This window comes from Cupriavidus sp. 10L43_2 (assembly GCF_056395265.1).
This window is the reverse complement of sequence record NZ_JBFTJE010000004.1, coordinates 255,488-281,202: the sequence shown is the minus strand read 5'-3', so window position 1 is coordinate 281,202 and position 25,715 is coordinate 255,488. Positions and strand designations below refer to the sequence as shown.

The window sequence follows — 25,715 nt, the reverse complement described above, 5'->3', positions numbered from 1 at the left end:
CTCCTCCTTATGGTTTTTTTAAGGCTCGTGTGAAAGATCGTTCTAGCTGGCCGTGCGCTGCTCCCTGGCCTGCTCTTTGGCCTTGAGTTGGGCATCCAGCCGCCCGTAGACCCGCCGCGCGTTGCCTTCGTAGATCAGCTGGCGCTCGGCGTCGGTCAGCGCGGCCTGGTCGATGTAGCGGCGCGTGTCGTCGTAGTAGTGGCCGGTCTCCGGATCGATGCCGCGCACGGCGCCGATCATCTCGGAGGCAAACAGCACGTTCTCGACCGGCATCACCCGCGTCAGCAGGTCGATGCCGGGCTGGTGGTAGACGCAGGTATCGAAGAACACGTTGTTGAGCAGGTGCTCGCGCAGCGGTGGCAGCTTCATCTCCTGCGCCAGCCCCCGGAAGCGCCCCCAGTGGTAGGGCACCGCGCCGCCGCCGTGCGGAATCACGAACTTCAGGGTCGGGAAGCGCCGGAACAGGTCGCTGGTCAGCACCTGCATGAAGGCCGTGGTGTCGGCGTTGAGGTAGTGCGCGCCGGTGGTGTGGAAGCAGGCGTTGCAGCTCGTGCTGACGTGGATCATCGCCGGCAGGTCGTACTCGACCAGCTTCTCGTAGATCGGGAACCAGTACGGGTCCGACAGCGGCGGCGAGGTCCAGTGGCCGCCCGAGGGATCCGGGTTCAGGTTCACGCCGACGAAGTTGTAGTCGCGCACGCAGCGTTCCAGCTCGGGAATGCAGGTGGCGATGTCCACGCCCGGCGACTGCGGCAGCATGGCCGCGCCGACGAAGTGATCGGGAAACAGCTGGCTGACCCGGTAACAGAGCGTGTTGCAGATGGCCGCCCAGGTGGCGCTGGTCTCGAAGGTGCCGATGTGGTGCGCCATGAACGAGGCGCGCGGGGAGAAGATCGTCAGGTCCAAGCCGCGCTCGCGCATCAGCCGCAGCTGGTTCTGGGCGATGGCCTCGGCCAGTTCGTCGTCGCTGATGTGCAGGGCGTCCGGCGAGGGCGCCAGCGCCGGCGCGGTCAGGCTGGCGATCTGGCGCTGGCGCCAGGCTTCGAGGGCTTTGGGTGCCGTGGTGAAATGGCCGTGGCAGTCGATGATCATGCGTTACAGGTCCAGTCCGAAATCCAGTCAGGGGAGGGGCCACGCGCTGGCGGGAATCAGCACCTCGCCGCGCATGATGGGACGCGCGGTACGCACCAGCGCGCTTCTGACGATCGACCCCGGGCGTGCCGGGTCGGTCTCGAGTTCTACGGTGAATTCGCCGGTCGGGTGCGCCACGCTGATGGTGTGGACCGGCCCGGCGCCGCGCAGCACGGCTACGCCCGCCGCGACGGTGCCCGGCAGCACGCAGGCGGTGCCGACAGTGATCGCGGCCAGCACGCCAATCGCCTCGTGGCAGACGCGGGGGATAAAGCAGCGCGTGGCGATGCTCGCGGCGGCGTCGCGCGGTGGCGCGATCAGGCACATCTTCGGATAGCTCTTGGCCGACACGTCCCCCAGGCCCATCATCTCGCCGGCCACCAGCCGCAGCGCCTCGATCACCGCCTTGAGCGCGCTGTCGGCGTTCAGTTCGGCAACGGACTCGTAGGCGGTGCGCTGGAGATCGGCGGCGCGCAGCAGCACCATCGGCATGCCGTTGTCGATCAGCGTGGCGGCCACGCGAAGCGGCTCGCCGGTCTGCGGGTCGCGGATGGCGAGGGTGTCGATGGCGTTGCCGGTGGGCAGCAGCGCGCTGCACACCGAGCCGGCGGTATCGAGGAAGTCGATCACGATGGGCGCGGCGGTGCCCGGCACACCATCGATATGGGCGTCGCCGGCATAGCGCGGCCTGCGGCCGGGCGTCTGCATGGTGATGTCGCACAGCATGCCGGTGTTGCGCGTCAGCACACGCGCGCGGGTCACGTCGCCTTCGGCGACCAGCAGGCCGCTCTCCAGCGCGAACGGGAGCACCGCCGCGAGCATGTTGCCGCAGTTCGGCGTGGTGTCCACGGTGTCGTTGGCCGGCTGCAACTGGGCGAACGTGAAATCGAGGTCGGCCTGGCCGGGCTTGCCGCGCGTGACGATGCCGGCCTTGCTGGTCAGCGGATGTGCGCCGCCCAGGCCGTCGATCTGGCGCGGGTCGGGGCTGCCCATGGCGGCCAGCAGGGCGCGGTTGCGCGCGGCGATGTCGGCGGGCAGGTCGCTGGCGAGGAAGAACGGGCCGCGCGAGGTGCCGCCCCGCATCAGCATGCAGGGCACGGCGCGCAGATCCGAATCCAGGGTGAAAGCGTGCGTCATGGGCGGCGGGTTTCCGGATACGACAAGGTGCAGCGAGTATCGGCGCGCACCCGGCGGGCTTGGTTGCGATGTCGCATGACAACTGTTCTAATCTGCTTATCGCGCCGGGTGCCAACCGGCCAACCGCCCCAGCCCTCCGCCCCGATCCGCCCCCATGCTCTCCACCGATACCGTCAGCCTGCATCACCTCCACGTCTTCGCCGGAGTCGCGGCGGCAGGGGGCGTGCGCCGTTCGTCGGAATCGCTGCACCGGGCCTCGTCGGCCATCGCCCGCTCCGTGGCCGCGCTGGAATCGGCGTTGGGCGTGGCGCTGTTCGAGCGCAAGGGGCGCGGCATGCTGCTGACGCGGGCGGGGGAGATCGTGCTGGTGCGGGCGCAGCATATCGAGGCCGCGCTGCGCGAGGTGCGGGACGACGCCATGCGCATGCGGGGCCGGCAGGGCGCCCCCGTGGCCAGCCTGGAAGCGCTGCACAATGAACGGCGCCTGGAGGTGGCCGCGCTGCTGGCGGAGGTGCATCACATGCCCAGCGTGGCGGCGGCCATCGGGGTGTCGCAGTCGGCGGTGAGCCAGGCGATTGCCCGGCTTGAGGACGCGCTGGGCCAGCAGATCTTCACGCGCACGGCGCGCGGCATGGTGCCGACCGACCACGGCGCGCGCTGGGTGGTGCGCTTCGAGCGCGCGCTGGCCGATCTGCGCCATATCCGCGCGGACATGGCGGCGCTGCAGGGCGTGCTGGAAGGCGCGGTGACCATCGGCGCGCTGCCGCTGGGGCGGACCCAGCTGCTGCCGATGGCGATTGCCGAGGTCCACGGGCGGCATCCGAAGCTGCGCTTCCAGTCGCTGGAAAGCCCCTATGAGGAGTTGACGGCCGGCCTGCTCAGCGGCCGCATCGATTTCATCCTCGGCGCGCTGCGTCCGGACCCGTCGCAGGGGCTGGCCACGGAAGTGCTGTTCGAGGATCGCATCTCGCTGATCGCGCGCGCCGCGCATCCGCTGGCCAGCCGCAAGCGGCTTTCGCTCGACGATCTGGCGCCGTACCCGTGGGTGGTCTCGCGCGGCGGCTCGCCCTCGCGCCAGGCGCTGGACGACGTCTTCGCCGCCCACGGCCACCCCCTGCCGCAGCCGCTGGTGGAAACCGGCGACCTCGCCCTGGTGCGCGGCCTGCTGCTGCGTGGCGACATGGTCACCGCGCTGTCCGCGCTCCAGTTGCACTACGAGATCGAGGCCGGCTGGCTGCGCGTGCTGGACCTGCCGATGCCGGGCACCTCCCGGAACATCGGCATCACCACGCGGATGGGGGCGCGGCTCTCGCCTGGCGCCGACGCGCTGATCGCCCAGCTGCGGGCGTCCAGCGCCGTCTGGCGCTGAGGCGCCCGGCACACCCCTGGCACCTCGCCCGCCAACATCAGGGTTTCCCACACCCCCGTTTTCCCGTCTCGATAAGCAAACGGCAACGCGGCCCAAGTCAGAAAGCAATACTGCCCGGCCGCCCCAAACGTAGACTGCCGTTGCCGTGAGCCGCTGCGTCACGGCGGGCCGCGCCCGCGGCGATTAGACATCTCGATAACAAGAACCGCTGAGCGGTTTGCTGCAGGAGACGGCATGACAACCAGACAACGGCTCGATATCCGGGCCCATATCAACGAGCGAAAAATGTCGGGGTACCAGTGGCTGTTGCTGGTGCTGTGCTTCATGATCGTGGCCACCGATGGCATGGACGTGGCCATCATGGGCTTCCTGGCCCCGGACATCACCCGGGAGTGGGGCATCTCCAAGGCCGCCTTCGGCATGGTGATGAGCGCCGCCCCGATCGGCCTGGCCATCGGCGCGCTGCTGGTGGGGCCGATGTCGGACCGCTTCGGCCGCAAGAAGCTGCTGATTGGCTCCATCGCGCTGTTCGGGACCTTCAACCTGCTGAGCGGGTTTGCCGACAGCGTGGCGATGCTGTCCTTCCTGCGCTTCCTGACCGGCCTGGGCCTGGGTGCCGCCATGCCGAGCACCACCACGCTGCTCTCCGAGTATGTGCCGGAGCGCTCGCGCAGCATGCTGCTGGCCACCATGTTCACGGGCTTCAACCTCGGCTCGGCGCTGGTGGGCTTCGGCGCCGCCGCGCTGCTGCCGCACTACGGCTGGCGCACGGTGCTGATGGTGGGCGGCGCGATTCCGCTGGCCTGCCTGCCGATCTACCTGCTGCTGATTCCGGAGTCGGCGCGCTTCATGGTCGTGAAGAACATGTCGCCGGAGCGGATTGCGCGCACGCTGCGCCGCGTCTGCGGCAGCACCATCGCCCCGGACACGACGTTCACCATCAGCGAGGTCCAGGTCTCGGGCAAGCAGCCGGTGCGCACGCTGCTCTCCAACGCGTTCCGTGGCATGACGCTGTCGCTGTGGATCACCTACTTCATGGGCCTGCTGGTGATCTACCTGCTGAGCGGCTGGCTGCCCACGCTGATCAAGGACGCCGGCCTGCCGATCGACCGTGCCGCCAACCTCACCGCGCTGTTCCAGCTCGGCGGCACCGTTGGCGCGCTGGTGGTGGGCTTCCTGATGGACCGCATCACGCCGAGCCGCGTGATCGGCACCGCCTACGTGCTGGGCGCCGTGTTCATCCTGATGCTGGCCTCCGGCTCTGTGACCTCGGCCATGTTCGCGTTCTACGTGCTGATGGCCGGCTTCTGCATGAGCGGCGCGCAGACCGGCCTGAACGCCTTCGCCCCGTCCTGCTACCCGACCCCGGTGCGGGCAACCGGCGTAAGCTGGATGCTCGGTATCGGCCGCTTCGGCAGCATCACCGGCTCCATGGCGGGCGGCGTGCTGCTGTCCATGGGCTGGGGCTTCAGCGCGGTGATCGCCATCCTGGCGATTCCCGCCACCATGGCGGCGATCTCCATTGTTTCCACCAAGGCGCAGCCTCGCGCCGTGACTGCCTGACAGCTTGATATGGCCACCATCATCGGCGCGATTGCGTCTTCCCATACGCCGACCATCGGCTTCGCCCTGGATGCAGGCAAGCAACAGGACCCTGCCTGGGCGCCCATTTTCGCGGCGTACGCGCCGGTGAGCACGTGGCTGGCCGAAGCCAGGCCCGACGTCCTGCTGGTCATCTACAACGACCACGTCACGTCGTTCTTCTTCGATCACTACTCGGCGTTCGCGCTGGGCGTGGGGGAGTCGTGGTCGCCGGCCGACGAGGGCGGCGGGCCGCGCGCGCTGCCGCCGGTCAGCGGGCATCCGGCGCTGGCGCGGCACGTTGGCGCGTCGCTGATGGCGGACGAGTTCGACATGTCGTTCTTCCAGCACAAGGCGCTGGATCACGGCTGCTTCTCGCCGCTGTCCGTGATGGTGCCGCACGACGCGGAGGCCGGCTGGCCGGTCAGCGTGATTCCGCTGCAGGTGGGCGTGCTGCAGGCCCCGGCGCCGTCCGCGCGCCGCTGCTACAAGCTTGGTCAGGCCATCCGCCGGGCGGTGGAGAGCTATCCGGAAGACCTGCGCGTGGCCGTGGTGGCCACCGGCGGGCTGTCGCACCAGGTGCATGGCGAGCGCTGCGGCTTTAACAACACCGCGTGGGACCACAAGTTCCTGGACCTGTTCGAGTCCGACCCGGAGGCGCTGCTGGAACTGACCCATGCCGACTACGCGCGCCTGGGCGGTTTCGAGAGCGCCGAGGTGGTGATGTGGATGGTGATGCGCGGCGCGATGGCGGCCCGCATCGAATGCAAGCATCGCGACTACTACCTGCCGTCGATGACTGGCATCGCCGTAGCCGTCTACGAAAACCATGCCGCCGACGACCGCGCGATGCAGGAAGCCCGGGCCGAGCGCCAGCGCGAACGCATCGGCCACCAGCTACGCGGCATCGAGCAGCTGGAAGGCACCTACCCGTTCTCGCTGGAAACCAGCGTGCGCGCCTACCGCATCAACCGCTACCTGCACCAGCTGGTGCTGCCGGCGTTCCGCGAGCGTTTCCGGGCCGATCCGGCGGCCACGTTCGACGAAGCCGACCTCACCGCCGAGGAGCGCGACCTCATCACCCGGCGCGACTGGCGCGGCATGATCCACTACGGCGTGATCTTCTTCCTGCTGGAGAAGCTCGGCGCCGTCAGCGGGGTCTCGAACCTCCACATCTACGCGGCGATGCGCGGGCAATCGCTCGAAGACTTTCAGAAGACCCGCAACGCGCCCGGCGCGCTCTACTCGGTGAGCGGCGGGGCAGGCCAGGGCGCCGACTGGGCCGGGCAGGCTGCCGGCGGCCCGACGCCCAGGTAGATCGCCACCTAGCCGGCCCGCCGCGTCGCCCACGACGCGTGCGCGGCCCGTCATCCCTCTTCACGGTTTCCACTGCACTGTGCGCCCCGCGCGCACGGTGTGGCCTGTTGTCGTCCAAAAAGAGATGAGAAGGAGACTTGAGCATGGCGTATTCCCGAAAGGTTTTCTCGGTCGGCGCGTTCTCGCTGGCCACGGCAGTCGCGGCGTCGCTGGCCGCATGTGGCGGCGATGACGCCGCCACCCCCTCCCAGAGCACGACGACCACCGTCCCCAGTACACCCGCCAACGCCAGCGCCGCCGAGAAGTGCAACGCCTTGGCGACGATGAGGATTGGTGCGCCGGACATCGGCCTGAGCACCAGCGGCGCGGTGGTCCAGTCGGCGCAATGGATCGCGGCCGACGCCGCGGGCAACGTCAATGGCGAGTACTGCAAGGTGCTCGGCGCGATCCGCCCCGTCGACGTGACGGCGCCCGACATCAACTTCCAGGTCAACCTGCCCACCAGTTGGAACAGCAAGACGCTGCAGATGGGCGGTGGCGGGCTCGACGGCACTGTCGTCACCGGCGACGGTGCGTTCACGGCGCAGCCGGCCAGCGTGGCCAATGCCATCCGGCAGGGCTACGTCACGTACGGCAGCGACAGCGGCCACGATGCTTCGGGCGGTGGCGCATTTGCGCTCAACGACGAGGCGCTCGCCAACTTCGGGCGCCTGCAGATCAAGAAGACGCACGACGCCGTGGCGGCCATCGTCAAGGCGCGCTATGGCGCTGCCCCTGCACGCAGCTACTTCGTCGGCGGCTCGCAGGGCGGGCATGAGGCGCTGATTGCGGCGCAGTTCTACCCCGAGGACTACGACGGCGTGGTGGCCGGCTATCCCGCCTACAACGTGACGATGATGCACGTGGCCAGCAACGACTTCGCCAAGGCGCTGTATCTCAATGGCGGTGCCGGCTGGATCAGTGCGGCGAAGATGAAGACGCTGTTCACGGCGGCGATGAATGCCTGCGACACGCTGGACGGCGTGGCCGACGGCGTCGTGAGCAACCCCAACGGCGCGGCCTGCACCGCACTCACCAGCAAGTTCGTCCTGACCGATGTCAGCAACCCGCTGCGCTGCGCCGGCGGCACCGACACCGGGGACACCTGCCTCTCCGACGCGCAGATCGCCACGGTGGCGCACCTGAACTCGCGCTTCAACCTCGGCTTCACGCTGCCTGGCGGCATCAGCAGTTACGGCAAGTGGCCGATCCTGGACGGCACGACGTTCACCGAGCAAGGCTTCGGCAGCAAGCCGGCCTATAGCACCCCGCCCAGCGGCGACGCGTTCCAGTACACCATCTCGGACACGACGGTGCGGTACATCATCACCAGGAATCTGTCGATCGATTCGATCCAGGGCTTCGATCCGGCCGACTGGAAGAATCGCATCACACAGGTCAGCGACATGCTGGACGCGAGCTACGTGGACCTCGACGCGTTCCGCGCCAAGGGCGGCAAGGTGCTGATGTTCCACGGCACCAACGATTCGTCGATCACGCCGTATAACTCGATCGACTACTACACGCGGCTCGTGCAGCGCTACACGCAAGCCACGGCGGACACGTTCTCGCGCTTCTACCTGATTCCGGGCTTTGGGCACGGCAGCGGGCAGTTCCAGAGCACGGTGGACTGGCTCGCGGCGCTGGACGGATGGGTGGTCAACGGCGCGGCGCCGGCGGGCCTGGTGGCGACGGACGGCAACAAGGGCGCCAGCACCACGGCGACCAACGGTCGCACGCGGCCGGTGTGCGTCTACGGCAGCTATCCGAAGTACACGGGGCCGGCCAATCCGACGCAGGCGCAGCAGAACGACGCGGCAAACTTCAGCTGTACCGCCACGACGAGCTGAGCGCCGAGGGCCAGCCGTTGCCGCCGCGCGTCGCTCCGCCAATCCTTAGCAGATCGACCCCGGCACGGGCTTGCCCGAGCTGGTCATGCCCTGGCAGGCCTCGCCGGCCGCGAGGCCGTTGTCGGTGCCGGGGGCCAGCTTGAGCTTGCCGGCGACGGTGCAGCACAGGCGCGGGGCAGCGGCGGGCGCGGGGGCAGGGGTGGCGCGGGCGGCGGGCGCGGCGGGTGGTTTGGGCGCGGGCTCGGCGGCCTCCTCTGCATCGGGGGAGACGCACTGCCCCATCTGGCAGATCCGTTCCCCTTTGCACTGCATGTCGTACTGGCATCCGGCGGCCGGGGCGGGCGATGCCCAGGCGAGTCCGATGGAGGCGATGAACAACAGGCTACGCAGCGTCATGACCGCTCCCGCATTCGATGAATCCGGGCTGCCGCCGCTTGGTGCCGCATGGTGCCGCATGGTGCCGGGGGCGCCCGTGAGTTCAGGATAGGTCGCTGCCGTGGGGGGGGGAAGCTCGCGCCGGACACGCGCGCGAGGGGTCTGTGAGCTACCCAACACGGGCGTGCGGCGACGCCCTTGCAGTCATCGGAAACCGGCAGTCGTCAGGGCTGCACGGCGAACTTGTCGGTGGCGGCGATCAGCTGGTCCATGATGGCGGGCTCGGTCCAGGCATGCCCGGCACCCTCGATCAGATGGAACTCCGCCTCGGGCCACGCGGCGTGCAGCGCGAACGCGTAGCGCGCCGGGCACGGCATGTCGTAGCGGCCATGCACGATCACGCCGGGGATGCCGGCCAGCCGATGCGCATCGCGCAACAGTTGGCCGTCCTCGAACCAGCAGCGGTGCGTGAAGTAATGATTCTCGAGCCGGGCGAAGGCCAGCGCGAAATGCGCGTCGGCATGCTTGGCGCTGTTGTCCGGGCTGGGCAGCAGCGTGATGGTTTCCCCTTCCCAGACGCTCCACGCCTGCGCGGCCTCGAGCTGCTTCGCCTCGTCGGCGCCGGTCAGCAGCTTGCGGTAGGCGGCCATCATGTTGCCGCGCTCGGCTTCCGGCACAGGCGCCTGAAAGCGCGCCCACTTGTCCGGGAACATCTCGGAGACGCCGTACTGGTAATACCAGTCCAGCTCCGCCTGCGAGACCGTGTACACGCCGCGCAGCACCAGCGCGCTGGTCCGTTCGGGATGCGTCTCGGCATAGGCCAGCGCCAGCGAGGACCCCCACGAGCCACCAAACACGAGCCAGCGCTCCACGCCGGCCAGTTCGCGCAGCCGTTCGATGTCGTCCACGAGGTGCCAGGTGGTGTTGGCTTCCAGCCCGGCATGCGGGGTGGAGCGCCCGCAGCCGCGCTGGTCGAACAGCAGCACGTCGTAGCGGCCGGGTCGAACAGGCGGCGATGGTCGGGCGAGATCCCGCCGCCGGGGCCGCCATGGAGGAACACGGCCGGCTTGGCGCCGGGCGTGCCCACGCGTTCGTAATACACCACGTGCCCGTCGCCCACATCCAGCATGCCAGTGGCGTAGGGTTCGATCGGGGGATAGAGCAGGCGCTGTTCGGACATGAGGGGCTCGCGAAGGTGGGCGGTGGCGCCAGTGTAGCGCCACCTTCCTCCGCCCTCAGACCTGCGACGAGTCGTCCAGGTAGTCGTCCAGCCCGGCATCGAGGTTGCCGCTGTCGGCCGTGCCGCTGCCGAAGCCCTGCCCATCGTCGAAGTAATTGTTGACGACGGTTTCCGACGGCTGGCCTCCGAGGAAGCCGTTGCCACTGTTACCGGCGCCGCTGCCACTGCCGTTAAACAGGTGTTCGATCCCCTGGAACAGGAACGCGCCGCCGGCCACGCCGGCCGCGGTGGTGGCGATGCTGCCCAGCGCGCTGCCGAACCCGCCACTGAGGAAACCGCCGCGCGCGGGCGGGGCCGGCTGCATCGGAGCTGCGGGGGCGACGGAAACCGGCTGGACCGGAGCGGCCGGCGCCACGCCGCGCCCGACGCTGTTGCCCCAGGCCACGTCGCCATCGGCAAAGCCGCGCGCGCCGTAGCCCTGCGCGGCCTGCGCCTGCTGGAGTTGCTGGACTTGCTGTTGCAGCCCGGCGATCTGCGCGCGGGCGTCGGCCAGCGCGTGGTCGAGCAGCATGGCGCGCTGTACCAGCAGGTAGGCGGCGTCTGGCTGCCGCGCCACGGCGTCGGCAATCATCGCGGCGGCCTGCGGGTCCTTGGCCTGCAGGCGGGCCTGCGTCAGCTGGGTCAGGAAGTTGTCGAGTGCCTGGGTATCTTGAGGGGTCATCGCGTCACCTGTGTGGTGGTGGGTGGGATGGCCCCACTGTAGGTACGGAAGCTTAAGACAGACTTAAAAGCCGGCCAGGTCGCAATCAGGTCGCAGCCGGATAGCTGGCCACCTCCACCAGATTCCCATCCGGGTCGCGGCAGTAGACCGAGGTCATCGGCCCGAGCGCGCCCGAGCGCTGCACCGGCCCCACCTCCACCGGCACCCGGTGGGCCAGGAAGTGGGCCATGACCTCGGCCGGCGGCATATGCGTGATGAAGCAGAGGTCGTCGCTGCCGGCGGTGGGGTGCACGCCGGTGAACCACGCCACGGTGTCTTCGCCCACCGTGCGCAGGTTGATCTTCTGCTGGCCGAACTTCACCGCCACCCGCGTGCCCGTGCGCGACGCGAAATCCTCGCGCTGCATGCCGAGCACCTGCTCGTACCAGGCGGCGCTGGTTTCCACGTCTTTCACGTTGAGGACGAGATGGTCGAGGCGGTCGATTTGCAGCGTCATGTCCGGTTCCTTGTCGAAGGGGGGGAGGGGAGGCAGCCGGCTGGCGGCCTCCCGCACTCTACACCGTGTCCGACCCGGACCGCAGGCTAGGTGCCCAGCGCGGCGGCGGTGTTCTCCAGCCGCAGCGTCTGCGGCACCGACAGGGCGATATCGGCCGCGCGCAGCCGCTTGAGGATCTCGAACAGCAGGTCGCTCTTGGTGTTGGCGGCGATGCGCGGGCTGTTCACGTAGCCCGTCACGCTCAGCGTGATGCCGTTCGGCGCCAGCTGGCTGAAGGTGACCGAGGGAGCGGGAATGTCGAGGATGGCCTCGTTCCCGCGGTAGGCGTCCAGCAGCAGGTCGCGCACCTCCTCGGGGTCGATGTTCAGCGGGAAGGTCAGCTGGAGCGTGGCCACCCCCTGCGTGCTGTTGCTCATCGTCACGTTGCGCAGGTTCTGGGAGATCAGCTGCGAGTTGGGCACGATCACCGTCGAGCGGTCGCCCAGCTGGATCTCGGTGGCGCGCACGTTGATGCGGCGGATATCGCCCTCCACGCCGGCCAGGCTGACCATGTCGCCCACCTTTACCGGCCGCTCGGTCAGCAGGATCAGGCCCGAGACGAAGTTCTTCACGATCTCCTGCAGGCCGAAACCGATACCCACCGACAGCGCGCTGACGATCCAGGCCAGGTTCTCCCACTTCACCCCCAGCAGCGACAGCATGAGCAGCACCAGCAGCACGTAGCCGACGTTGCTGAACAGCGTGATCAGGGAGGCGCGCAGGCCCGGCTCGCCACATACCTTGGGCAGCAGTTCCTGGTCCAGCCAGCGGCGCACGGCGCGCATCAGCCAGATCCCCACCACGAGCGCGATCACCGCGTTCAGGATGCGGTCCGGCATGATGTTCAGGCTGCGCAGCTTCTCGCCGCCGAGCACGGTCAGCAGCGTGTTGAGCAGATCCGCCGGTGTGGTGCCAAAGCCACCTGTGAGCAGCGCCAGCACGGCCACCAGCAACAGCAGGCTGGCGCCGATGCCGGAGAGCACCGTCGATACCTGGTCCAGATGGCTGTCATCCACCCCGAAAAGTTGCTTGATCACGCGCCCGCTGCGGTGCGCCGACGAGAACATCGTCTCGCAGACATCGCGCGTCAGTTGGGTGAGCAGGTAGAGCGTGCACAGGACGATGTCGAACCAGACCAGTTCGTAGGTCAGGAAGCGGGCCACGCTGATATAGCCGATCAGCAGCGCCACCATCGACACGATCACCACCACGGTCACGGCGGCGTGGATCAGGCCGGCCAGCGTGGCGCGCGCCTCGGGGCGCTCCCCGGCGGCGGCCAGTTCGGTCCGCACGCGGTTGGCGCGCAGCAGCGCGGCGCCGATGGTCAGCACCACCACCAGCGAGACCAGCCCCCGGCCCAGCAGCGTGACCTGCACGCTGGTATCGGCCATGCGGCTCAGCAGTTCGAGCGTGCCCGAGACCAGCAACAGCCCGGCCAGCACGGTCGGGAAGGGCTTCATGGCCAGCGCGACGGGGTCGGCCAGCGCCGGCAGGCGCCAGGACGGATGCTTGGTGCACAGCAGCGCCCGGCCCAGGCCGGCGATCAGCGCGCTGGTCATCATCAGCTTGCCCAGTTGGGCGATCAGTTCCTGGAATTCCGGCGTCAGTTCGTAGCCGCGCGTGAAGCTAGAGAAGACGATCTGCGCCGCGAGCGCCGTCGTCAGCACCGTGGTCAGGGCCGTGGCCAGCGCCAGCGCGCTGCGCCGCAGCCGGGTCTCGGGCAACTGGGTGAGGCAGAACCACGCCGCGCCGCGCTCCAAAAGCCGGCGACCGAGCGACCACACCGCCAGCGCGAACACCAGCCACAGCACCGTGCCCACGCGCTGTGCGGGCTCCCACGCCAGCGCCAGCAGCGGCACCACATCGTCCCGCAGCGCGCCCAGCCGCTCGCGGTCTTCGGCGGAGCGCTTGACCAGCGGCGCCCAGAACTGCGGATTGAGGATGCTGTCCGAGCGCAGCGCGAGCTGGTCGCGCAACTGGCTGCGGTGCAGCTTGGCCACCTGATCCTTCAGGTTGGCGATGTTTTCCTGGCTGTCGGCGGTCTGCTTGCGTTCCTCGTCGAGCTGCGCCTTGCGCGCGTTCAGCTCGGCACGCTGCCGCGCCACGGCGGGCGCTTCCTTGGCTGTGCCCGCGTCAGGTGGCGGACCCAGCACATCGAGCTGGGCCTGCAGCGCGGCGCGCTGGGCGGTCAGCGTGGCGGTCAGTTTGTCCACATCGGCGGCCAGCTGGCGCAGGGCGTCGTCCAGCCCGTCGAGCTTGGGGTTGTTCGAATTGCCGGAGGCCTGCTGCTTGATCTCGTCCTGCGCAATCTGCAGGCGCTTCAGTTCGGCCATCGCCTCGACGTGGGTCAGGGTGACGGCTGCGGGGGCCTCGGCGGCCGACGCCGATTCGGCGGCGAAGGCTGACGAGTACGAGAACGGGAGTAGCTGGATCAGAGCAACCAGCACAAGGCTGAGGGCGAGCCTGGGAAGTTTGCGCATGTCGGGGGCACGAAGGGGAGCAACAAGGGGAACAACAAGAAGTGACGGCCGCCGGGGGGGGCTGATGCACTTCCGCGAAGGTGGGCGGCGCTGCGCGCCGACCGGTATTGAATTGGCCCGGGGCCGGTCCGTGGCGCGTTGGCCACGGAAGCCCGGATTATACGCAAGCGAATGGATCACACGGCTTTTTCGGTCATCTTGCGTCGATCATGCCGCTCCGGCATGGCTCTTGCGATATGCTGACCCGGGGCCGGGTCCGACTGGCCAACACTCTCTGACCATGAAGACATTCCACTGCAATCGCTGCGGCAACCTCGTCTTTTTTGAAAACGTTACCTGCGAGCGCTGCAACGCCACGCTCGGTTTCCTGCCGGATATTTCCCAGATCGCCGCGTTCGAGGGCGATGACGACGCCGGCTGGCGCAGCCTGCAACCGGACACGGCCGGCACGATCTACCGGCGTTGCCATAACTATCGCGTGGAGGCGGTCTGCAACTGGATGGTGCCGGCGAACAACGAGGAGACCCTGTGCCAGTCCTGCGTGCTGACCGATACCATCCCCAACCTCGATGTGCCGGACAACCGGCTCTACTGGTACCGGCTGGAGGTGGCCAAGCGGCGCCTGCTCTATACCCTGCTGGCCCTGAACCTGCCGATCGACTCGCGCGACGATGACCCCGATGGCGGCCTGCAGTTCGACTTCCTCCAGGACGCCGACGACCACAGCAGGGTCCTGACTGGCCACGACAACGGCCGCATCACGATCAACATCGCCGAGGCCGACGACGCCCATCGCGAGCAGACCCGCACCGCCATGCACGAGCCTTATCGCACGCTGCTGGGCCACTTCCGGCACGAGGTGGGGCACTACTACTTCACGCGGCTGGTGGTGGGCACGCGCTGGGTTGAGCCGTTCCGCGCGCGCTTCGGCGACGAGCGGGTGGACTACAACACGGCCCTGCAGCACTACTACGAGGGCAACCTGCCGCCAGACTGGCAGGACGCCTTCATCAGCGCCTACGCCACCATGCATCCGTGGGAGGACTGGGCCGAAACCTGGGCCCACTACCTCCATATCGTCGATACGCTCGATACCGCCGTGTCCTGCGGGCTGGTGCTGCGGCCCGAGGGGGCGCAGGAGCCGACGCTGACCGATCAGACGCCGGTGGAGGATTCGTCCTTCCGCAGCCTGATGAACCGCTGGTTTCCGCTCACCTACGCGCTGAACAGCCTGAACCGGAGCCTGGGCGTGCCGGACAGCTACCCGTTCACGCTGTCCCCGCAGGTGGTGGCCAAGCTCGAGTTCGTCCACCGCGTGGTGGAAGACGCCGCTATGCAGCGGCCGTAACGCCCCGGCGGGACGTGCTGCGCAGCGACCACCCGAAGACCAGCAGCCCGCCCAGTGCCAGCAGCAGGCCCACCCAGCCGGTGGAGGTCCAGCCGTAGCCGGCGGCAATCGTCACACCGCCGAGCCATGCGCCCAGCGCATTGGCCAGGTTGAAGGCAGAGTGATTGAGCGCGGCGGCCAGGGTTTGTGCATCCCCCGCCACATCCATCAGCCGGATCTGCAAGGCCGGTCCCAGCGCGACGCCCGTGCCGATCAGCAGCACGTTGATCGACGCCAGCCACGGATGCGGCGCGGTGAAGACAAAGGCCGCCAGCACCAGCGCCGACCAGACCAGCACGCCGCCGATGGTCGGCATCAGCGCCTTGTCCGCCAGCCTGGCGCCGGCGAGGTTGCCCGCCACCATGCCCACGCCGAACAGCGCCAGTACCACGGGGATGCCGCCGGCGGGCAGGTGGGCGACTTCGAGCATGGTCGGTTTGATATAGCTGAACACGGCGAACAGGCCGCCGAAGCCGATGGCGCCGATGCCGAGCGTCAGCCAGACCTGCTTGCGCGCCAGCGCGCCCAGCTCCCGCAGCGGGCTGGCGTGGCGGTCAGGCGGCACGAAGGGCACCCAGGCCAGCACCAGCAGCACCGTCAGCACGCCGATGGCGCCCACGATCACAAAAGCCGCGCGCCAGCCGAGCCATGTGCCGATGGCGGCGGCAATCGGCACCCCGATCAGTGTGGCGATGGTCAGCCCGAGCATGACCAGCCCCACGGCCTGCGCGCGTTTCTCGCGCGGGACCAGGCCGGCGGCCACCAGCGCGGCCACCCCGAAGTAGGTGCCATGCGGGAAACCGGTCACCAGCCGCGCGACGATCATCGACGCATAGGACGGCGCCAGCGCGCTGGCGAAGTTGCCGACGGCGAAGAACGCCATCAGCGCGATCAGCAGGTTGCGGCGCGGCCAGCGCGCGCCGAGCACGGCCAGCAGCGGGGCGCCGACGACCACGCCCAGCGCGTAGGCGCTGATCAGGTGGCCGGCTTCGGGAATGGAGATGGCCAGGTCGCGGGCGGCATCGGGCAGCAGGCCCATGATGACGAATTCGCCGGTGCCGATGGCGAAGCTGCCCACGCCCAATGCCAGCAGCGCGCGGCGGTCGGCCGAGCGGTTGCGGGGGGTGGAGGCGTCGGAGTCGGAGGAGAGGTCGGGTAGGGTGTCGAAGTTTCCGGAGGGCGCGGACATAAGGAGAGAGATCGCAAGCATTTATGGATCACCACGCACTGGCGGGCGGGATCTGTGTCCTGCCTCGGGGCTGCCAGCGTGCTCCGGTGTGGCGTCAGGGCGCTATTGTGAAGGAAGTTCGCCCGGCTTGCTGGCGGTGGCTTATCCGCCCTGTTTTGCTCGCTTTGCCGCTTCTCTTGCTGCAATCTCCCGTGCCAGGGCCACGATCCCCTCGGGGGACAGGTCGTCCGCCGTGATCACGGTGCGCGCATCCCACGCATAGAAGTGCTTGCGCTGGGAGCGCGCGTAGGCCGGGTCGTAGTGCCGCGTCGCCAGTTCGGCGAACAACTGGGGCAGGTTGCCGGCGTGGGCCATGGCCTGCCAGGCGGTGATGGTGTCCTTGCCATGCAGCGGCTTGAGATGCGCGAGCTGGTCGGCCAGCCATTGGGGCCGCTCGCCGAGGTAGGCGTAGTCCCGCAGCAGGAAGTCCAGCCGCGCCGGCAGCGCCGCCTGGATCTCCACGCAGGGGGCGGCGCGCATCCGGGCCACCAGCGGCACCGGCAGGTTCAGCTGGCCGATCCGCGGGCCTTCGCCCTCTATATATAGAGGGCGCGAAAAATCCAGCCCTTCGACCCCCGCCGCGAGGGCGGTTTCGAAGGCGGTCTGCGAGGGCTGGGGGTGATCCGGCAGGGCGCCCAGCAGCGATCCCTTGTGCCGCGCCATCCCCTCCAGGTCCAGGGTTTGCTCGCCCTGCGCGGCCAGCGCGTGCAGCAGCCGCGTCTTGGCACTGCCCGTGGCGCCGCACACCACCACCAGCGGCAGCAGCGGGGCCTGCACGGCGAGGGTGTCGATGACATGCCGGCGCCAGGACTTGTAGCCGCCGGCCAGTTGCTGGGCATCCCAGCCGACCAGGCGCAGCCACGTCGTCATCGACCCGCTGCGCAGCCCGCCGCGCCAGCAATAAATCAGCGGCTTCCAGTTCGCCGGGCGATCCGCGAAGGCTTCACGCAGATGGCGGGCGAGGTTGGCCGCCACCATCGCGCCGCCTACCCGCCGGGCCTCGAAGGCGCCGGCCTGCTTGTAGAGCGTGCCGACGATGCGGCGCTCCTCGTTGTCCAGCACCGGGTAGTTCACGGCCCCGGGAATGTGATCGATGGCGAACTCGGCGGGCGAGCGGGCATCGATCAGCGTATCGAAGGCGTGCCGATCCTCCACACGGACGACGGGCTTCATGCGCGGACCGTCAGGCCGGGGGTGCCGGCCTCCATGCGGCCGACCACGGCGGCCTCGCCGAAACCCTGTTCCCGGAAGATGCGCAGCACGGCATCCACCGCCTGCGGCGCGCAACTGACCAGCAGGCCGCCGCTGGTCTGCGGGTCGGTCAGCAGAGCCTGGGCGATGGCAGGCAGGCCGGCATCGAGTTGCACCTCGGCGCCATAGCCCTCCCAGTTCCGGCGCGACGCCCCGGTGACATGGCCTTGCCCGGCCAGCGCCGCCACCTCGGGCACCAGGGGCAGGGCGGACCAGTCCAGCACCGCGCGCAGCCCGGCGCCGCGCGCCAGCTCCAGCGTGTGGCCGGCGATGCCGAAGCCGGTGACGTCGGTCAGCGCATGCACGCCGTCTAACGCCGCGAGGGCCATGCCGGGGGTGTTCAGGCGCGTGGTGGTGTCAATCAGCCGCGCGTAGCCGTCATCGGCAAGCTGGCCTTTCTTCAGCGCGGCGGACAGCACGCCCACGCCGAGCGGCTTGCCGAGCACGAGCACGTCGCCGGCGCGGGCGTCGCGGTTGCGGCGGATCTTCGACGGATGCGCGAGACCCATCACCACCAGCCCGTAGATCGGCTCGACCGAGTCGATGGTGTGCCCGCCGGCAATCGGAATGCCGGCCGCCCGGCACACCGCCTGCCCACCTTCCATCACCCGGCCGATCACCTCCAACGGCAACTGGTTCACCGGCATCGCCACCAGCGCCAGCGCCATGATCGGCCGCCCGCCCATGGCGTAGACGTCGCTGATGGCATTGGTGGCGGCAATGCGGCCGAAGTCGAACGGGTCGTCGACAATCGGCATGAAGAAATCGGTGGTCGCGATCAGCGCCTGGTCGTCGTTCAACTGGTAGACCGCCGCGTCATCGGCGGTCTCGATGCCGACCAGCAACTCCGGCGGCATCGGCAACCCGCCACTACTCCGCAGGATCTCCGACAGCACCCCCGGCGCGATCTTGCACCCGCACCCGCCCCCATGGGAAAAGCTGGTCAGGCGGATATCGGGGGGCGTGGCGGGCGTGGGGGTGGTCATGGTGGCTGGGGTAGGTGCGGAAGGGACACGCAAGGATACCCCAGCCCCGGGGAGCCGCCGCCCGCGTTACCGCGTGCGAACCCGCAGCGTCTCCACGCCGCGCAGGTTGTTGCGGCGGTGCCAGGACAGTTGATCGAGGTCAACCGGCTGGAGGGCTGGGAAGCGGGCGAGCACGCCGGCAATCGCCGATTCGAGTTCGAGCGTGGCCAGCCGGGTGCCGAGGCAGTAGTGAATGCCGCCGCCGAAGGCGAGCGAGGGCGTGGCGTCGCGGGCGAGGTCGAGGCGGTCGGGGTCGGTGTACACGGCCGGATCGCGGTTGGCGGCGCCGATCAGCATAAAGACGATGCTGCCGCGCGGTACGGTCACGTCTTCGACCGTGACGTCCTCGAACGCCGTGCGCACCACCATCTGCACCGCACCGTCGTAGCGCAGGCATTCCGCCACGGCTTGCGAGACCGCCGTGGCGTCAGACAACTGCGACTTCAGGCGCGCCAGCTCGGCGGGCGCCCGGAACAGCGCAATCATGCTGTTGCCGATCATGTTCGAGGTGGTTTCATGGCCGGCCACGAACAGCAGGATCACGTTCGAGATGATCTCGGCCTCGCTCAGGGTGGCGCCGTCGTCCTCCGCGCCGAGCAGGCTGGAGATCAGATCCTCCCCGGGATGCGCGCGCCGCTGCGCCACCACGGTCTGGAAGTAGGCCTCCAGCTCGAGCGCGGCTTGGTTCGCCGCCGCGAGCTGGGTGGCGTTGAGCGGCGCGAGGTCGAGCGCGGAGGCCAGCCGGCTGGCGGCCGTGCCGAGTGCGACGCCATCGGCGGCAGGGATATTCAGCAGCCGGCAGATGATCTCCACCGGCAGCGGCAAGGCGAAATCCGCAATCAGGTCGAATTCGGGGTTGTCGCCGGGGTTGTCGCCGAGTTTGTCGCCGAGTTTGTCGCCGATGCGGTCGAGCAGCGCCTGCGTGGTGGCTTCGACAATCTCTCGCAGCCCCTCCACCTGCTTGCGGTTGAACGCCTGCATGAGCAGCGCGCGCAGCCGGGTATGCGCCGGCGGATTCATCATCAGGAAGGTGCGGCTCAGCGCCTGGAACACCGGGTCCCGCGTGGCGGCTTCGCCGTAGCGCGCCTCCACGCTCTGGAGGTAGGTCTTGCCCATGCGGCGGTCGCGCAGCAGGGCATCGATGACCGCGAAGTGGCCGGTGACAAAGATGTTGCGCCCGAGCGGCAGCAGGGCGCCCGCGCTGCGGATCTGGTCGTACAGCGGATACGGATTCGTGAAAAAGGCGGGGGAGGCGAATGATTCGAAGTTCATCACTTTTTCTTGGTCTTGAGGAGGGGGACGAAGGGAATACCGGTGCCGAATTTCGGGCCATTTATATCAGCCGGCCGGCGCGCCATCCATCCGACTCTGTATCGCAATGTATCTGGCCGCGTGAGGATACATGGCGAGCCAAAACCGTGCATTGGCGACACGTTGGGCGGGCACTTGGCGGTCACACTGCGTGGGTTCGTACAAGCCCCGTACAAGCCCACTTCTTTGCATTGGGCGAATCAACCAGGAGAAATCTTTATGTCCCGTGCAGTGACCCCATCCGTTTGGCAATTCGCATTGGCCCGCCGGGCCATTTCTGGCGCGGCAGTGCTCGCGGCCTTCGGCTTTGCCGGCGCCATGCAGCCGGCATTTGCCGCGGATTCGGCGCCGAAGGCTGCCGCCGCGCAGCGCGCCAGCACCGACGAGAGTATTCGTCCGTTCAAGGTGCATGTGCCCCAGCGCCAGCTCGACGATTTGCGCAAGCGGATTGCGGCCACGCGCTGGCCCGACAAGGAAATCGTCAGCGATCAATCCCAGGGCATCCAGACGGCGCAGGTTCAGGAACTCGTCAAATATTGGGGATCCCAATATGACTGGCGCAAGGCCGAGAAGGAACTGAATGCGCTGCCCCAATTCGTCACGACGATCGACGGGGTGGATATTCATTTCATCCACGTCCGCTCGCGCAACCCCAAGGCCCTGCCGGTCATCCTGACGCACGGCTGGCCGGGCTCGATTTTCGAGTTCACCAAGACGATTGGCCCGCTGACCGACCCCACCGCCTTTGGCGGCTCGGCGGATGACGCGTTCGATGTCGTGATTCCGTCGATTCCCGGCTACGGCTTTTCGGGCAAGCCCACCGAACTGGGCTGGGGGCCGGACCGCACCGCGCGCGCGTGGGATGTCCTGATGAAGCGGCTTGGTTATACGCACTATGTTTCACAGGGTGGCGACCATGGCTCGGTCATTTCCGATGCCCTCGCGCGGCAGGCGCCGAAAGGCTTGCTGGCCATCCATCTGAATATGCCCGCCACCGTGCCGGGTCCGCTGATGAAGTCGATTCTCAGCGGCGATGCGCCGCCGTCGGAACTGACCGCTCCGGAGCGCGATGCCTACCAGTCGCTGAGCACCTTCTTCGGCCGCAATGCCGCCTACGGCGGAATGATGGTGACCCGGCCGCAGACCATTGGCTACGCGTTGTCTGATTCGCCACTGGGCCTGGCCGCCTGGACCTACGAGAAAATCGCGCAATGGAGCGACAGCGACGGCGTGCCCGAGCGCGTGGTGTCCCGGGACGCGATCCTGAATGACATCACCCTCTATTGGCTGACGAATACGGGCGCCTCGTCCTCGCGTTTCTATTGGGAAAACAATAACAACAACTTCAGCGCCGACGCGCAGAAGACGCGCGAGATCAAGGTGCCGGTGGCGATCAGCGTATTCCCGCACGAGATTTACCGCGCGCCGGAAAGCTGGAGCAAGCAGGCCTACCCCTCGCTGATGTACTACCACCAGGCCGCCAAGGGCGGGCATTTCGCCGCCTGGGAGCAGCCGCAACTGTTTGCCGAGGAACTCCGCGCGGCATTCAAGTCCGTGCGCCAACCCGTGCGCTAACGCTTTCGCCGACCTTCCCGTGGAAGCGATTTCCCGTCCGGCCGCAAGGCTGGGCGGGTTTTTTACGTCCATTCCGCTACACCCCCATTACCCGCAGCCCCAGCAAGACCACCACCGCCACCCCCAGCAGTGCCGCCAGCGCTTGCCAGAACCGCAGCGGGTTTCGCTCCAGCAGCGGGGGCGTGGCGCGTTGCCAGAGCGGCTCGGTGGGCGCCCGCAATGCCTGGACGAATTCCGACAGGGCTTCGTGCCGCTTCAGCGCGTTGGAGTGCAGGGCGCGCCGCAGGGTGTCGTCGACCCAGGCCGGGAGTTCGGGGCGCTGCTCGCGCAGGCTGGTGTAGCGCAGGCGGCGGACGTCGGCGCGGTCGCGGATGCGCGTGACTTGCAGGCCGTAGGGCAGCTTGCCGGTCAGCATCTGGTAGGCGAGGGTGGCCAGCGAGAACAGGTCGGAGGCCGCCGTGCCGTCATCGCCGACGAAGTACTCCGGCGCGGTGTATTGCAGCGTGCCGACCGGCATGGCGGCGTGGGGCGGCCGCGTGGCCTCGGCCAGCCCTGCCACGTGGACCGAGCCGAAATCGATGATCTTGACGGTGCCCGAGCGGTCGATCATGACGTTCTCGGGGCGGAGGTCCTGGTGCAGCATCTCGCGCCGGTGGAACGCCTGCAGGCCGGTGGCCAGTTGGGCGATGATGCCGCGCACGGCGTCCAGGTCGGGCTGGGGATGATCGATCATCCATTGCGCCAGCGTCTGGCCTTCGAGGTACTCCATCGCCACGAACAGGTGCTTGCGGGGCCGGTCCGCCGCGTGGGGGCGCAGCACGTGCTGGTTGTCGATGCGTCGGGCGACCCATTCCTCGAGCAGGAAGCCCTCCAGATGGGCCGCATCGTCGCGTTGATCGACGGCAGGCGTTTTCAGCGCCACGTGTTGTCCGCTGTGGTCGTCCGTCGCCAGATAGACGTGGCTGCGCGCGCTGCCATGCAGCGCCCGGACGATGGTGTAGCCCTCGAACTGCATGCGGGGCGTGAGCGGCGGCGGCAGGGTCAGGTGCCCGGTCTGCGCCATCGCGTTGCGGGCGCCGGGTTCGGGCAGGGCGTCGACACGGGCCAGCAGCAGCGTGACGTTGTCCTCGCTGCCGCGCGTCAGGGCCAGCGCCGTCAGCGTCTGCGCGGCGCGGTCCAGGTCGTCGCCGCTGGCGGTCAGGGCCTGGTGGACATCGGCGGCTTCCAGGTATTCGTAGGCGCCGTCGGTGGCCAGCAGGTAGATCTCGCCGGGCTCCACGCCCCACGTCCGATAGTCGATTTCGACAGACGGGCTCGCACCCAGCGCTCGGCCCAGATAGGCCTCAGAGGCCGACACGCAGACCCGATGATCGACGGTGAGCTGCTCCAGCGTGTGCCGATGCAGCCGATAGACGCGCGCGTCGCCCACGTGCAGCAGGTGGGCCTCCCGCGCCTTGAAGATCAGCGCGCTGAATGTGCAGACGTAGCCGCGGTCGCGGTCGAAGCGGGCTTCGCTGTGACGGCTCTGCGCGTGGAGCCAGGAGTTGACGGCGGCCAGCACGCACTGCGCCGCCCGCCGCACCGTCCAGGCTTCGGACGTGCAGTAGTAGTCCTCGAGGAAGGTGCGGACGGCGGCGGCGCTGGCGATCTGGCTGACCGCGCTGGTGCTGATGCCGTCCGCCAGCGCCAGCGCAACGCCCTTGGTCACGCGGTGGTGGCCGGCGGGGTGGGTCACGCCATGAAAGTCCTGGTTGACCGCCTTCCGGCCAGCGTCCGAGTGTTGGCCAACGCTGACCTGGAGCCCGCCGGACATGGCGCGGTCGCCTCGATACCGGGTAGTGATCCGATCAGCCCAGCGCGCGCTTGCTGGCCGACTTGTAGTGCGTGCTGTAGAGCGTGATGCCCACGAAGGTCAGGCCACCCACCAGGTTTCCCAGCACAGTCGGGATTTCATTCCAGATCAGGTAGTCCATGAGGGTGAAGTTGCCGCCCAGCATCAGGCCCGACGGGAACAGGAACATGTTCACGATGGAGTGCTCGAAGCCCATGTAGAAGAACACGAGCACGGGCATCCACATGCCGATGACCTTGCCGGACACCGAGGTCGACATCATGGCCGCCACCACGCCGGTGGAGACCATCCAGTTGCACATCACGGCGCGGATGAACAGCGTCAGCATGCCGGCGGCGCCATGCGCGGCGTAGCCCACGGTGCGGCCTTCGCCGATGTGGCCGATCTTCTGGCCGATGGCGTTCGGGGCTTCGGAGAAGCCGAAGGTGAAGATGATGGCCATGAAGAACGCCACGGTGACGGCGCCGGCGAGGTTGCCACAGAACACCAGGCCCCAGTTGCGCAGCACGCCGCTCCAGGTGGCGCCCGGGCGGCGGTCCAGCACGGCCAGCGGCGCGAGCGTGAAGACGCCGGTCAGCAGGTCGAAGCCCATCAGGTACAGCATGCAGAAGCCAACCGGGAACAGCAGCGCGCCAACCAGCGCGTTGCCGGTGTTGACAGTGATGGACACCGCGAAGGCTGCCGCCAGCGCCAGGATGGCGCCGGCCATATAGGACCGGATCAGCGTGTCACGCGTGGACATCAGCAGCTTGGACTCTCCGGCATCGACCATCTTGGTGACGAACTCGGTGGGGGCGAGATAGGCCATGGGGTATTCCTCTCCGTTTCCTTCGTTTGGCTCAGAAAAGACAAACGGCGTCCGTCCGCCCGGCCTATGGCCGGCACGTGACAGGACGCCGTCATCCTTGATGCTTTACAGGGTGATGCACTGCCGGGCCGTCATCAGCCCGATGTCAGTGCTGACGCACGTTCCATGCCCGCCGCCGGGTGGGGCCGGGTTGGGCCGGGTTGGGGCAAGTGACGATCTAGGGGGCGTTGGTAGTGCATGGGCTGCCCGCTTTTGGTGCGCGCGGCCGGGCGGGTTCAATCCTGGTGCTGATCGTCGTCCTGTGGGGGCAGGGCGAGGCCGGTGAGCGAGAGGGTGGCTTCGGCAATGTCCGCCAGCCGGCGGTTGTTGTCCATCGACGCCTTCTGCAAGGCCCGGAACGCGGCGTCCTCGCTGAGCCCCATGCGGGTCATCAGCGCGTTCTTGGCGCGCTCGATCACCTTGCGCTCCTTGAGCGCGCGCCGGGCGGCATCGAGTTCCACTTCGGTCTGGGCCAGCCGCGCCGACTGCTGGCGCAGCAGGCGCTCCAGCGACGTGACGGTGGTGGCGTGCACCTCGGCGGGTCCGTTTCCGGCATCGGGCATGCCCGGCAGCACAGGGGCGGCGGCGGGTTGCTCGGCCACATCGAAAAAGCGCTCGACGGCATGGGTATGGGGCGGCGGGTTGTCCAGTAGCTGGCGCAGCAGCCCGGCCGAATCCTGGAGATCGGCCTGGGAACGCTGGATCTGCGCCTCGCAGGCCTTGCGCAGGTCCTGCACCACCTGCATCTCCAGCGTCCACATGCCCGTGATGACCTCGCTGCAGACTTCGAACCACTTCTCGCTGTCGTCGTGCACCAGCGCCGTGCCCGGCGGCGTGGTCAGCAGCGTGCGGCGCATGCCGTCCTGCGCGGCGACCGCGGCGCTGGCCTGCCGTTGCCGCCATGCGGCGAGCAGCGACGGGTCGGCGAAGCGCTCGAACATCTGGAAGCTGCGCTGCTGGGCTTCCACCAACTGCTGCACGCGCTGCGGCGCGGTGCCCGCGCAGGTGCCGGAGGCGAACATCTGCGCCCCCACGGCCCGCTCCTGCCCGGCGGCTTCCTTGCCCTGCACGAGGTAGACGAAGGCCACCAGCGGCCGGGCGATGCCCGGATACATGGCCACATCGGCCAGATGGAAGATCAGCTCCAGCAGCGCGGCGATCAGGCGGCTGAACGCCGCCACGGCGTCGTGCGCGGTGGTCTGGCATTGATCGATGGACTGGCGCAGCGCCGGCAGCGTGGCCAGATCGAGCTGCACCCAGGCCATCAACGACACCATCGACGCCGTGCCGGTATGGCCCGCTTCCAGCTGGCTGGCGAAGCGCTCGCCCAGCCGGGAGGCGATGTGGACCGCCTCGCCCATCGCCGTCTGGCGCTCCTGCGCCAGCCGTTGCCCACCGGAGGCCAGGAAGATGCTGCTGGCCCCCCGTTCACGCTGCAAGGCGTGGATCAGCTGGCCGATCAGGTCGGCCAGCTCCACGCGACTTGCCATCAGGCGGACGGCCTCGATTTCGAGCTGCTTGGCC

The 25,715-nt window shown here is 68.5% G+C and carries 19 protein-coding genes and 1 pseudogene; 6 read left to right on the top strand and 14 right to left on the bottom strand.

Annotated features, from left to right (window positions below; translation table 11 throughout):
- Positions 1-42: 42 nt before the first annotated feature.
- Both AC1DEL_RS08020 and AC1DEL_RS08015 read right to left on the bottom strand, forming a co-directional pair.
- On the bottom strand, positions 43-1,092 hold the full coding sequence (locus tag AC1DEL_RS08020) for an amidohydrolase family protein (protein WP_092294604.1): 1,050 nt from the start codon (positions 1,090-1,092) through the stop codon (positions 43-45).
- A gap of 27 nt (positions 1,093-1,119) precedes the next feature.
- Positions 1,120-2,268 (bottom strand): 4-oxalomesaconate tautomerase, encoded by a 1,149-nt coding sequence (locus AC1DEL_RS08015; RefSeq protein WP_477125707.1) that lies wholly within the window; start codon positions 2,266-2,268, stop codon positions 1,120-1,122.
- A gap of 154 nt (positions 2,269-2,422) precedes the next feature.
- Between AC1DEL_RS08015 and AC1DEL_RS08010 the strand changes: the two genes are divergently transcribed.
- The 4 genes from AC1DEL_RS08010 to AC1DEL_RS07995 all read left to right on the top strand — a co-directional run bounded on the left by AC1DEL_RS08010 (position 2,423) and on the right by AC1DEL_RS07995 (position 8,424).
- Entirely contained in the window at positions 2,423-3,637 is a 1,215-nt protein-coding gene (locus tag AC1DEL_RS08010; RefSeq protein ID WP_092294607.1) for a LysR family transcriptional regulator, read from the top strand.
- 234 nt (positions 3,638-3,871) lie between these two features.
- Positions 3,872-5,200 (top strand): MFS transporter, encoded by a 1,329-nt coding sequence (locus AC1DEL_RS08005; protein WP_092294609.1) that lies wholly within the window; start codon positions 3,872-3,874, stop codon positions 5,198-5,200.
- Positions 5,201-5,209: 9 nt separating this feature from the next.
- Positions 5,210-6,535, top strand: a complete 1,326-nt coding sequence (locus tag AC1DEL_RS08000) for a gallate dioxygenase (RefSeq protein ID WP_092294610.1) — start codon at positions 5,210-5,212, stop codon at positions 6,533-6,535.
- 143 nt (positions 6,536-6,678) lie between these two features.
- Positions 6,679-8,424, top strand: a complete 1,746-nt coding sequence (locus tag AC1DEL_RS07995; protein WP_250025521.1) for a tannase/feruloyl esterase family alpha/beta hydrolase — start codon at positions 6,679-6,681, stop codon at positions 8,422-8,424.
- A 45-nt stretch (positions 8,425-8,469) separates the two neighbouring features.
- Here AC1DEL_RS07995 and AC1DEL_RS07990 read toward each other — a convergent pair whose 3' ends face one another.
- The 5 genes and pseudogenes from AC1DEL_RS07990 to AC1DEL_RS07970 form a co-directional block, all read right to left on the bottom strand.
- On the bottom strand, positions 8,470-8,820 hold the full coding sequence (locus AC1DEL_RS07990) for a hypothetical protein (protein WP_092294614.1): 351 nt from the start codon (positions 8,818-8,820) through the stop codon (positions 8,470-8,472).
- Positions 8,821-9,023: 203 nt separating this feature from the next.
- Positions 9,024-9,979 (bottom strand): annotated as a pseudogene (gene pip / locus AC1DEL_RS07985) (prolyl aminopeptidase).
- 55 nt (positions 9,980-10,034) lie between these two features.
- The gene (locus AC1DEL_RS07980) at positions 10,035-10,700 is read right to left on the bottom strand and encodes a DUF2076 family protein (RefSeq protein WP_092294618.1); all 666 of its coding nucleotides are present in this window, start codon (positions 10,698-10,700) and stop codon (positions 10,035-10,037) included.
- A gap of 85 nt (positions 10,701-10,785) precedes the next feature.
- Positions 10,786-11,196 (bottom strand): VOC family protein, encoded by a 411-nt coding sequence (locus AC1DEL_RS07975; RefSeq protein WP_477125706.1) that lies wholly within the window; start codon positions 11,194-11,196, stop codon positions 10,786-10,788.
- An 86-nt stretch (positions 11,197-11,282) separates the two neighbouring features.
- On the bottom strand, positions 11,283-13,715 hold the full coding sequence (locus AC1DEL_RS07970) for a DUF3772 domain-containing protein (RefSeq protein WP_477125705.1): 2,433 nt from the start codon (positions 13,713-13,715) through the stop codon (positions 11,283-11,285).
- 280 nt (positions 13,716-13,995) lie between these two features.
- On the opposite strand from AC1DEL_RS07970, the gene AC1DEL_RS07965 reads away from it, so the two are divergent.
- The gene (locus AC1DEL_RS07965) at positions 13,996-15,063 is read left to right on the top strand and encodes a zinc-binding metallopeptidase family protein (protein WP_092294624.1); all 1,068 of its coding nucleotides are present in this window, start codon (positions 13,996-13,998) and stop codon (positions 15,061-15,063) included.
- On the opposite strand, the gene AC1DEL_RS07960 is transcribed toward AC1DEL_RS07965, so the two are convergent.
- From AC1DEL_RS07960 to AC1DEL_RS07945, 4 genes are all read right to left on the bottom strand, one after another.
- Positions 15,047-16,291, bottom strand: coding sequence for an MFS transporter (locus AC1DEL_RS07960; RefSeq protein WP_477125704.1), 1,245 nt, complete (start codon positions 16,289-16,291; stop codon positions 15,047-15,049). The two genes, AC1DEL_RS07965 and AC1DEL_RS07960, sit on opposite strands and share 17 nt — an antisense overlap.
- Before the next feature lie 141 nt (positions 16,292-16,432).
- Entirely contained in the window at positions 16,433-17,503 is a 1,071-nt protein-coding gene (gene mnmH / locus AC1DEL_RS07955; RefSeq protein WP_441592812.1) for a tRNA 2-selenouridine(34) synthase MnmH, read from the bottom strand.
- On the bottom strand, positions 17,500-18,567 hold the full coding sequence (gene selD, locus AC1DEL_RS07950; RefSeq protein WP_477125703.1) for a selenide, water dikinase SelD: 1,068 nt from the start codon (positions 18,565-18,567) through the stop codon (positions 17,500-17,502). The genes mnmH and selD overlap by 4 nt, the downstream gene beginning before the upstream one ends.
- A 66-nt stretch (positions 18,568-18,633) precedes the next feature.
- Positions 18,634-19,878 (bottom strand): cytochrome P450, encoded by a 1,245-nt coding sequence (locus AC1DEL_RS07945; protein WP_477125702.1) that lies wholly within the window; start codon positions 19,876-19,878, stop codon positions 18,634-18,636.
- Between the two features lie 357 nt (positions 19,879-20,235).
- Here AC1DEL_RS07945 and AC1DEL_RS07940 point away from each other — a divergent pair, with 357 nt between their 5' ends.
- On the top strand, positions 20,236-21,492 hold the full coding sequence (locus AC1DEL_RS07940; RefSeq protein WP_454758156.1) for an epoxide hydrolase family protein: 1,257 nt from the start codon (positions 20,236-20,238) through the stop codon (positions 21,490-21,492).
- Between the two features lie 76 nt (positions 21,493-21,568).
- On the opposite strand, the gene AC1DEL_RS07935 is transcribed toward AC1DEL_RS07940, so the two are convergent.
- The 3 genes from AC1DEL_RS07935 to AC1DEL_RS07925 form a co-directional block, all read right to left on the bottom strand.
- Positions 21,569-23,305 carry a bifunctional protein-serine/threonine kinase/phosphatase gene (locus tag AC1DEL_RS07935; protein WP_477125701.1) on the bottom strand — a complete coding sequence of 579 codons (1,737 nt, stop codon included), beginning with the start codon at positions 23,303-23,305 and terminating at the stop codon, positions 21,569-21,571.
- 34 nt (positions 23,306-23,339) lie between these two features.
- A complete protein-coding gene (locus AC1DEL_RS07930; RefSeq protein WP_092294636.1) occupies positions 23,340-24,152 on the bottom strand; it encodes a formate/nitrite transporter family protein in 813 nt (270 codons plus the stop codon).
- Positions 24,153-24,427: 275 nt separating this feature from the next.
- A complete protein-coding gene (locus AC1DEL_RS07925; RefSeq protein ID WP_477125700.1) occupies positions 24,428-25,681 on the bottom strand; it encodes a nitrate- and nitrite sensing domain-containing protein in 1,254 nt (417 codons plus the stop codon).
- Between the last annotated feature and the right edge of the window lie 34 nt (positions 25,682-25,715).

Excerpts from the sequence above, each read along its gene's own strand:
- AC1DEL_RS08020 (WP_092294604.1), bottom strand. The coding sequence starts at position 1,092 with ATGATCATCGACTGCCACGGCCATTTCACCACGGCACCCAAAGCCCTC.
- AC1DEL_RS08015 (WP_477125707.1), bottom strand. The coding sequence starts at position 2,268 with ATGACGCACGCTTTCACCCTGGATTCGGATCTGCGCGCCGTGCCCTGC.
- AC1DEL_RS08010 (WP_092294607.1), top strand. The coding sequence starts at position 2,423 with ATGCTCTCCACCGATACCGTCAGCCTGCATCACCTCCACGTCTTCGCC.
- AC1DEL_RS08005 (WP_092294609.1), top strand. The coding sequence starts at position 3,872 with ATGACAACCAGACAACGGCTCGATATCCGGGCCCATATCAACGAGCGA.
- AC1DEL_RS08000 (WP_092294610.1), top strand. The coding sequence starts at position 5,210 with ATGGCCACCATCATCGGCGCGATTGCGTCTTCCCATACGCCGACCATC.
- AC1DEL_RS07995 (WP_250025521.1), top strand. The coding sequence starts at position 6,679 with ATGGCGTATTCCCGAAAGGTTTTCTCGGTCGGCGCGTTCTCGCTGGCC.
- AC1DEL_RS07990 (WP_092294614.1), bottom strand. The coding sequence starts at position 8,820 with ATGACGCTGCGTAGCCTGTTGTTCATCGCCTCCATCGGACTCGCCTGG.
- AC1DEL_RS07980 (WP_092294618.1), bottom strand. The coding sequence starts at position 10,700 with ATGACCCCTCAAGATACCCAGGCACTCGACAACTTCCTGACCCAGCTG.
- AC1DEL_RS07975 (WP_477125706.1), bottom strand. The coding sequence starts at position 11,196 with ATGACGCTGCAAATCGACCGCCTCGACCATCTCGTCCTCAACGTGAAA.
- AC1DEL_RS07970 (WP_477125705.1), bottom strand. The coding sequence starts at position 13,715 with ATGCGCAAACTTCCCAGGCTCGCCCTCAGCCTTGTGCTGGTTGCTCTG.
- AC1DEL_RS07965 (WP_092294624.1), top strand. The coding sequence starts at position 13,996 with ATGAAGACATTCCACTGCAATCGCTGCGGCAACCTCGTCTTTTTTGAA.
- AC1DEL_RS07960 (WP_477125704.1), bottom strand. The coding sequence starts at position 16,291 with ATGTCCGCGCCCTCCGGAAACTTCGACACCCTACCCGACCTCTCCTCC.
- mnmH (WP_441592812.1), bottom strand. The coding sequence starts at position 17,503 with ATGAAGCCCGTCGTCCGTGTGGAGGATCGGCACGCCTTCGATACGCTG.
- selD (WP_477125703.1), bottom strand. The coding sequence starts at position 18,567 with ATGACCACCCCCACGCCCGCCACGCCCCCCGATATCCGCCTGACCAGC.
- AC1DEL_RS07945 (WP_477125702.1), bottom strand. The coding sequence starts at position 19,878 with ATGAACTTCGAATCATTCGCCTCCCCCGCCTTTTTCACGAATCCGTAT.
- AC1DEL_RS07940 (WP_454758156.1), top strand. The coding sequence starts at position 20,236 with ATGCAGCCGGCATTTGCCGCGGATTCGGCGCCGAAGGCTGCCGCCGCG.
- AC1DEL_RS07935 (WP_477125701.1), bottom strand. The coding sequence starts at position 23,305 with ATGTCCGGCGGGCTCCAGGTCAGCGTTGGCCAACACTCGGACGCTGGC.
- AC1DEL_RS07930 (WP_092294636.1), bottom strand. The coding sequence starts at position 24,152 with ATGGCCTATCTCGCCCCCACCGAGTTCGTCACCAAGATGGTCGATGCC.
- AC1DEL_RS07925 (WP_477125700.1), bottom strand. The coding sequence starts at position 25,681 with ATGGCAAGTCGCGTGGAGCTGGCCGACCTGATCGGCCAGCTGATCCAC.